This window comes from Pseudomonas sp. JL3, assembly GCF_031570575.1.
Classification (GTDB): domain Bacteria; phylum Pseudomonadota; class Gammaproteobacteria; order Pseudomonadales; family Pseudomonadaceae; genus Aquipseudomonas; species Aquipseudomonas cucumis.
In genome coordinates this window covers 21,503-29,218 of sequence record NZ_JAKWJK010000031.1, presented here as the reverse complement: position 1 = coordinate 29,218, position 7,716 = coordinate 21,503, and the positions used below count along the sequence as shown (strand labels likewise).

Sequence of the window (7,716 nt, the reverse complement as noted above, 5' to 3'; positions counted from 1 at the left end):
CGTTTGTTTTTGCCTTCATCAGGGCGTTTTCACACAGTCTGTTTCTGCGGGTTTTTTTGTAAACGCTGAAGGATTAGTTGACCTTAGCGTTCAACTCACCCTTCAGATAACGCTGATACATCGCTTCCAGGGAGATCGGCTTGATCTTCGAAGCGTTGCCTGCGGTACCGAAGGCTTCGTAACGGGCGATGCACACGTCGCGCATGGCAGTCACGGTGGCGCCGAAGAATTTACGCGGGTCGAATTCGCTCGGGTTGGTAGCCATCAGGCGACGCATCGCACCGGTGGATGCCAGACGCAGGTCGGTATCGATGTTGACCTTGCGCACGCCGTGCTTGATGCCTTCGACGATTTCTTCAACCGGTACGCCGTAGGTTTCTTTGATGTCGCCGCCGTACTGGTTGATGATCGCCAGCCACTCTTGCGGAACCGAAGACGAACCGTGCATCACCAGGTGAGTGTTCGGGATGCGTTTGTGGATTTCTTTGATGCGGTCGATGGCCAGCACGTCGCCGGTAGGTGGCTTGGTGAACTTGTAGGCGCCGTGGCTGGTGCCGATGGCGATGGCCAGGGCATCGACTTGGGTGCGTTTGACGAAGTCAGCGGCTTCTTCCGGGTCGGTCAGCATTTGGCTGTGATCCAGAACGCCTTCGGCGCCGATGCCGTCTTCTTCACCGGCCATACCGGTTTCCAGCGAACCCAGGCAGCCCAGCTCGCCTTCTACCGAGACGCCGCAGGCGTGAGCCATGGCTACGGTTTGTTGGGTAACACGGACGTTGTAGTCGTAGTCGGTCGGGGTCTTGCCGTCTTCGCCGAGGGAGCCGTCCATCATCACCGAGCTGAAGCCCAGTTGGATCGAGCGCTGGCAGACGTCAGGGCTGGTGCCGTGGTCCTGGTGCATGCACACCGGGATGTGCGGGAATTCTTCGATGGCCGCCAGGATCAGGTGACGCAGGAACGGGGCGCCTGCGTATTTGCGAGCACCGGCCGAAGCCTGGACGATCACCGGGGAGTCAGTCTTGTCAGCGGCTTCCATGATGGCGCGCATCTGTTCAAGGTTGTTGACGTTGAAGGCTGGAACGCCGTAGCCAAACTCGGCTGCGTGGTCCAGCATCTGGCGCATGCTGATAAGTGCCATTGTGTGTGTCTCTCCCGGTTGAGGGTCGTTAATCGTGCCAGCCTGCCGTAGCGGCGGCGGCTATTCAAGTTATTGCAGATCGGGGGTTGGCCCCGGGCTGCGAATTCGGTGCTACAAAAACCTCAAGAACTACACAGAACCACTGTGGGAGCGAGCCTGCTCGCGATGAGGGTCTGGCAGCCAACAGTACTGCGACTGTCAAACCGCTATCGCGAGCAGGCTCGCTCCCACATTAGGTCCGTGGTGTGTCAATTACTGCGCTTTACAACCGCGGCCGATCAAATCATTGGTGGCGACCCAGTACACCAGGCCTTCCTCACCTTTTACGTGAAACGCCAGCATGTCGTTGCTGTACAGCGAACCTTCAGCGCCCGGCTCAAGCTTCAAGCGGTAGACCTGATCGGCACCGCCCAGGCGAACATCGACTTCCTTGCGGTTGATGTCAGTGTAGCGCCAGAGCACTTTGGCCTGGCTGTCGCAGGTCCAGGTGGTCCAGCTGTCCGCTGGCTCGGCAGTGTTGAACAGATTCAAATTGGCGCAACCTGCCAGCAATGCCAGTGCCGCAACGGCGATAAAGCGTTTCATCCGTGTTCCTCGACTGACAGCGCACGCTGCCAGCCTTGAGTAAAGAGTCTGACCCCTCAAGGGCAACCATGTTCCTTGGCCGGGACATGTGTCTCGTATTTGTCCAGGCCATCGGGCCCGGAACGCTTGTTGATCACCGGGTTGGTTTCCGCTTGCCAGTCGGCCTGATAGCAGCCTTTATCCGTCGCGGAAGGCGCGGGTTCCGGCGTGGCTTTCGGGTTACTCCCGCAAGCCGCCAGCATGCCCGCGGCGATCAACAGTATTAATGTCCTGACCATGTGAACACTCCTTTGCCTGGTCAAATGCGCGGCCTCAGGCCTTGGCCCGACTTTCCAGGACTTCAACGGCCGGCAGCACTTTGCCTTCGACGAATTCGAGGAACGCGCCGCCGCCGGTAGAAATGTAGGAGATTTGCTCGGCAACGCCATATTTATCGATGGCTGCCAGGGTGTCGCCGCCGCCAGCGATGGAGAACGCCGAGCTTTCGGCGATGGCCTGGGCCAGCACTTTGGTGCCGTTACCGAACTGGTCGAATTCGAATACGCCCACCGGGCCGTTCCACAGGATGGTCTTGGACGACTTCAGCAGCTCGGCGAAATTCGCCGCGGTCTGTGGGCCGATGTCCAGGATCATGTCGTCTGCGGCCACGTCGGCGATCAGCTTGACAGTCGCGGTCGCGCTTTCAGCGAATTCCTTGGCAACCACCACGTCCACCGGCAGCGGAACGCTGACTTTGGCGGCGATTTCGCGAGCGGTGTCCAGCAGGTCCGGCTCGTACAAGGATTTGCCGACCGGGTGACCGGCAGCGGCCAGGAAGGTGTTGGCGATGCCGCCACCGACGATCAGCTGGTTGCAGATCTGGCTCAGGCTGTTGAGCACGTCGAGTTTGGTCGACACTTTGGAGCCGGCAACGATAGCGGCCATTGGTTGCGCCGGGGCACCCAGAGCCTTGCCCAGTGCGTCCAGTTCGGCGGCCAGCAGCGGGCCAGCGGCGGCGACTTTGGCGAACTTGGCCACGCCATGGGTCGAACCCTCGGCGCGGTGAGCAGTGCCGAAAGCGTCCATCACGAACACGTCGCACAGGGCCGCGTATTGCTTGGCCAGTTCGTCAGCGTTCTTTTTCTCGCCCTTGTTGAAGCGCACGTTTTCGAACAGCACGATGTCGCCGGCTTTCACGTCGACGCCGCCCAGGTAATCGGACACCAGCGGCACTTCACGGCCCAGCGCCTTGCTCAGGTAGTCAGCCACTGGTTTGAGGCTGTTCTCGGCCGAGAACTCGCCTTCGGTCGGACGGCCAAGGTGCGAGCAGACCATCACTGCCGCGCCTTTTTCCAGGGCCAGCTTGATGGTCGGCAGCGAAGCCAGGATTCGCGCATCGCTGGTGACAACACCGTCCTTGACTGGGACGTTGAGGTCTTCGCGGATCAGTACGCGCTTACCTTGCAGATCGAGGTCGGTCATCTTCAACACGGTCATGGGTCGCATTTCCTGGATAGCTGTTTTAGAGAGCAGGTTTTGGTTGTGGTGCAGCTGTTTGCAAATAGTGTTCTGCAACGTCCAGCATTCGATTGGCAAAACCCCATTCGTTGTCGAACCAGGCCAGGATGTTCACCAGCCGAGGGCCGGAAACGCGGGTCTGACTGGCATCGACGATGGCCGAATGTGGGTCATGATTGAAATCACAACTGGCGTGAGGTAACTCGGTGTAGGCCAGAAGGCCCTTGAGCGGGCCATGGGTGGCGGCCTCGCGCAGAATCCGGTTGACCTCGGTGGCGTCGGTATCGCTTACGGTCTGCATCGTAATGTCGAGGCAAGACACGTTAACCGTCGGCACCCGCACGGCTTTGGCCTGAATTCGCCCGGCAAGTTCCGGCAGCAGGCGTTCAATGCCTCGCGCCAGACCAGTGGACACCGGAATCACCGACTGGAACGCCGAACGGGTACGGCGCAGGTCTTCGTGGTGATAGGCGTCGATGACCGGTTGATCGTTCATGGCCGAGTGGATGGTGGTGATCGATACGTATTCCAGACCAATGGCCTGATCCAGCAGGCGCAACAGCGGCACGCCGCAGTTGGTGGTGCAGGACGCATTGGACACCAACAGCTCATCGCCGGTCAGGCAATGCTGGTTCACTCCGTAGACGATGGTGGCGTCGACATCCGCCTCGCTGGCCATCGGCTGGGAAAACAGCACACGCGGCGCGCCGGCGTCGAGGAACCGCTGGCCGTCTTCACGGGTGTGGTAAGCGCCGGAGCACTCCAGCACCAGATCGACGCCCAGTGACGCCCAATCGATGCCTTCGGGGGTGGCACTGCGCAAGACCTTCACGCAGTCGCCATTAATATGCAGACAATCGCCCTCGACCCTCACTTCGCCGGGAAAACGCCCGTGAGTGGAGTCGAAACGTGTCAGGTATTCGATGCTGGCCATGTCGGCCAGATCGTTGATCGCGACAATTTCAAACCCGGCCTTTTCGCCTCGCTCAAACAACGCACGCAAGACGCAACGACCAATCCGGCCGTAGCCGTTGAGTGCAACTTTGTAAGGACGCGGTTGAGGCATGGGGTTCTCGATTACCGTGGTGAATCCGTCATTGCAGCGTTGCCTGACCGACCGCTATCGCGGGCAAGCCCGCTCCCACATGGACGGTGAAAATCCCTGTGGGAGCGGGCTTGCCCGCGATAGCGTCAGAACAGGCAATACATACCCTGAACTTAGTCTTCCAGCAGCTCTTCAGCCTGACCCAGGATGTTTTCCAGGGTGAAGCCGAACTCTTCGAACAAGGCAGGCGCAGGCGCCGACTCGCCGTAGGTGGTCATGCCGATCACGCGGCCTTCCAGGCCCACGTACTTGTACCAGTAGTCCGCGTGGGCGGCTTCGATGGCGATACGGGCGCTGACCTGCAATGGCAGAACCGATTGCTTGTAGCCGGCATCCTGGGCTTCGAAGACGCTGGTGCACGGCATCGAAACAACACGTACCTTGCGGCCTTGCTCGGTCAGTTTGTCGAAGGCTTGAACGGCCAGGCCGACTTCCGAACCGGTGGCGATCAGGATCAGCTCAGGCTCGCCTGCGCAGTCCTTCAACACGTAACCGCCACGGGCGATCTCTTCGATCTGGATCGCATTGCGGGTTTGGTGCTGCAGGTTCTGACGGGAGAAGATCAGTGCCGAAGGACCGTCGTCACGCTCCAGAGCGCATTTCCAGGCCACTGCCGATTCAACGGCATCGGCTGGACGCCAGGTGTCGAGGTTCGGCGTGCAGCGCAGGCTGGCCAGTTGCTCGATCGGCTGGTGAGTCGGGCCGTCTTCGCCCAGACCGATGGAGTCATGGGTGAACACATAGATGATGCGTTTCTTCATCAGCGCCGACATGCGCACTGCGTTGCGGGCGTATTCCATGAACATCAGGAAGGTCGCGCCGTAAGGCACCAGGCCGCCGTGCAGGGCCACACCGTTCATGATCGCGCTCATGCCGAACTCGCGAACGCCGTAGTACATGTAGTTGCCGCTGGCGTCTTCGGCGGTGACGCCTTTGCAACCTTTCCACAGGGTCAGGTTGGAACCGGCCAGGTCAGCCGAACCGCCGAGCAATTCCGGCAGCAGCGGGCCGAACGCGTTCAGGGCGTTCTGGCTGGCTTTACGGCTGGCGATGGTTTCGCCTTTGGCCGCGACTTCAGCGATATACGCCGAGGCTTTTTCAGCGAAGTCTTCCGGCAGGTCGCCACTCAGACGACGAATCAGTTCGTTGGCCAGCTCCGGGAAGGCAGCGGAGTAAGCAGCGAAACGCTGATCCCACTCGGCTTCGGCAGCGCGACCGGCTTCCTTGGCGTCCCACTCGGCATAAATGTTGGCCGGGATTTCGAACGGGCCGTGGTTCCACTTCAGTGCTTCACGGGTCAGGGCGATTTCCGCGTCACCCAATGGGGCGCCGTGGCAGTCTTCCTTGCCTTGCTTGTTCGGCGAACCGAAACCGATGGTGGTCTTGCAGCAGATCAGCGTCGGCTGCTCGCTTTTGCGCGCCGTGTCGATGGCGATCTTGATTTCTTCCGGGTCGTGACCGTCGACGTTGCGGATCACTTGCCAGTTGTAGGCCTCGAAACGCTTCGGCGTGTCGTCGGTGAACCAGCCTTCGACTTCGCCGTCGATGGAGATGCCGTTGTCATCATAGAAGGCGATCAGCTTGCCCAGGCCCAGCGTACCGGCCAGGGAGCTGACTTCGTGGGAAATGCCTTCCATCATGCAGCCATCACCCAGGAACACGTAGGTGTGGTGATCGACAATGTTATGGCCGGGACGGTTGAACTGCGCCGCCAGGACTTTTTCTGCCAGAGCGAAACCCACGGCGTTGGCCAGGCCTTGGCCCAATGGACCGGTGGTGGTTTCAACGCCCGGGGTGTAGCCGAATTCCGGGTGACCCGGCGTGCGGCTGTGCAGCTGGCGGAAGTTTTTCAGGTCATCGATCGACAGGTCGTAGCCGGTCAGGTGCAGCAGCGAGTAGATCAGCATCGAACCGTGGCCGTTGGACAGCACGAAGCGGTCACGGTCAGCGAACGATGGATTGCTCGGGCTGTGCTTCAGGTAGTCACGCCAAAGTACTTCGGCGATATCCGCCATACCCATAGGGGCACCGGGATGGCCGCTGTTGGCTTTTTGCACGGCATCCATGCTGAGGGCACGAATGGCGTTGGCACGCTCACGACGGCTGGGCATCGCTGATCTCCTGCGGATATTGAATCGAGAGTGAATAAAACGAAACGGAAAAAAGGCGAGCATTTTCCCTCACCGACCGCCTTCGGGGCAATGACAGATAGTCATCTGAAGGCGTTTTTCCAATGGATAACGACGTATTCGACTGGTGAAACCTTTCCGCCGTTCGTTTGCTGACTGAACCTAACGCTGAGAAGTGCCATCTATCGAGCAATATCAAAACTTTTTGATATTGCTCTTGCGGTGATTTCTGAGCGTCACTAGACTGCTGGCCTTATGAATTTACGCATACCTTCCATTCGACATGACGATTGCGATGAGCTGGCGGCCCTGTGCAAGGCCGGCGGCGATCCTCTGCGGCTGAATGTATTGCGCGCGCTGGCCAACGATTCGTTCGGCGTACTGGAACTGGCGCAGATCTTCGGCATCGGTCAGTCCGGCATGAGTCATCACCTCAAGGTTTTGGCCCAGGCCGATCTGGTGGCGACCCGTCGTGAAGGCAATGCGATTTTCTACCGTCGCGCCCTGCCCCACACCGATCTGCTGGGCGGCAAGCTGCATGCCGCACTGCTGGAAGAAGTGGACAACCTGACCCTGCCGACTGACGTTCAGTCGCGGATCGGTCAGGTCCACGGACAGCGAGCGGCGGCCAGCCAGGACTTTTTCTCACGGGTTGCGGAGAAGTTTCGCGCCCAACAAGACCTGATCGCCGGCCTGCCGCAATACCGCGAAAGCGTGGTGGCATTGCTCGACAAGTTGAGTTTCGGCCCCGGCGCCACAGCCATCGAAGTGGGCCCTGGCGATGGCGGTTTTTTGCCGGAACTGGCGCGTCGTTTTGCTCAAGTCACGGCGCTGGACAACAGCCCGGCGATGCTTGATCTGGCCCGTCAGGTCTGTGAACGTGAAATGCTGGCTAACGTCAGCCTGCAATTGGCCGATGCATTGAACGGTGTAAGCCTCAAGGCTGATTGCGTTGTATTGAACATGGTACTGCACCATTTCGCCGCGCCGGCCGAAGCACTCAAGCGCATGGCCGACTTGCTGCAACCGGGCGGTAGCTTGCTCGTGACAGAGTTATGTAGCCACAACCAGAGTTGGGCCAGGGAGGCCTGCGGTGATCTCTGGTTGGGGTTTGAACAGGACGATCTGGCCCGTTGGGCCACCGCTGCGGGACTCGTTCCCGGGGAAAGCCTCTATGTAGGCTTACGTAATGGTTTCCAGATTCAGGTCCGCCATTTTCAGCGACCGGCTGGCGACACTCACCATCGGTAAATTCAGGAAAA

Annotated in this window: 7 protein-coding genes; 1 reads left to right on the top strand and 6 read right to left on the bottom strand. The window is 59.7% G+C overall.

What is annotated here, in order from left to right:
- Nucleotides 1-73: 73 nt before the first annotated feature.
- The 6 genes from fba to tkt form a co-directional block, all read right to left on the bottom strand.
- Entirely contained in the window at nucleotides 74-1,138 is a 1,065-nt protein-coding gene (gene fba, locus MMG91_RS28145; RefSeq protein WP_008081027.1) for a class II fructose-bisphosphate aldolase, read from the bottom strand.
- Nucleotides 1,139-1,390: 252 nt separating this feature from the next.
- Nucleotides 1,391-1,723, bottom strand: a complete 333-nt coding sequence (locus MMG91_RS28140) for an MliC family protein (RefSeq protein ID WP_305424760.1) — start codon at nucleotides 1,721-1,723, stop codon at nucleotides 1,391-1,393.
- 56 nt (nucleotides 1,724-1,779) lie between these two features.
- Nucleotides 1,780-2,001, bottom strand: coding sequence for a hypothetical protein (locus MMG91_RS28135; protein WP_310661376.1), 222 nt, complete (start codon nucleotides 1,999-2,001; stop codon nucleotides 1,780-1,782).
- Between the two features lie 34 nt (nucleotides 2,002-2,035).
- The gene (locus tag MMG91_RS28130) at nucleotides 2,036-3,199 is read right to left on the bottom strand and encodes a phosphoglycerate kinase (protein ID WP_007894933.1); all 1,164 of its coding nucleotides are present in this window, start codon (nucleotides 3,197-3,199) and stop codon (nucleotides 2,036-2,038) included.
- 25 nt (nucleotides 3,200-3,224) lie between these two features.
- Nucleotides 3,225-4,286, bottom strand: coding sequence for an erythrose-4-phosphate dehydrogenase (epd, locus tag MMG91_RS28125; protein WP_310661375.1), 1,062 nt, complete (start codon nucleotides 4,284-4,286; stop codon nucleotides 3,225-3,227).
- Nucleotides 4,287-4,438: 152 nt separating this feature from the next.
- Entirely contained in the window at nucleotides 4,439-6,436 is a 1,998-nt protein-coding gene (gene tkt, locus MMG91_RS28120) for a transketolase (RefSeq protein ID WP_305447223.1), read from the bottom strand.
- Nucleotides 6,437-6,709: 273 nt separating this feature from the next.
- Between tkt and MMG91_RS28115 the strand changes: the two genes are divergently transcribed.
- Nucleotides 6,710-7,705, top strand: a complete 996-nt coding sequence (locus MMG91_RS28115) for a metalloregulator ArsR/SmtB family transcription factor (protein WP_310661374.1) — start codon at nucleotides 6,710-6,712, stop codon at nucleotides 7,703-7,705.
- Nucleotides 7,706-7,716 lie beyond the last annotated feature (11 nt).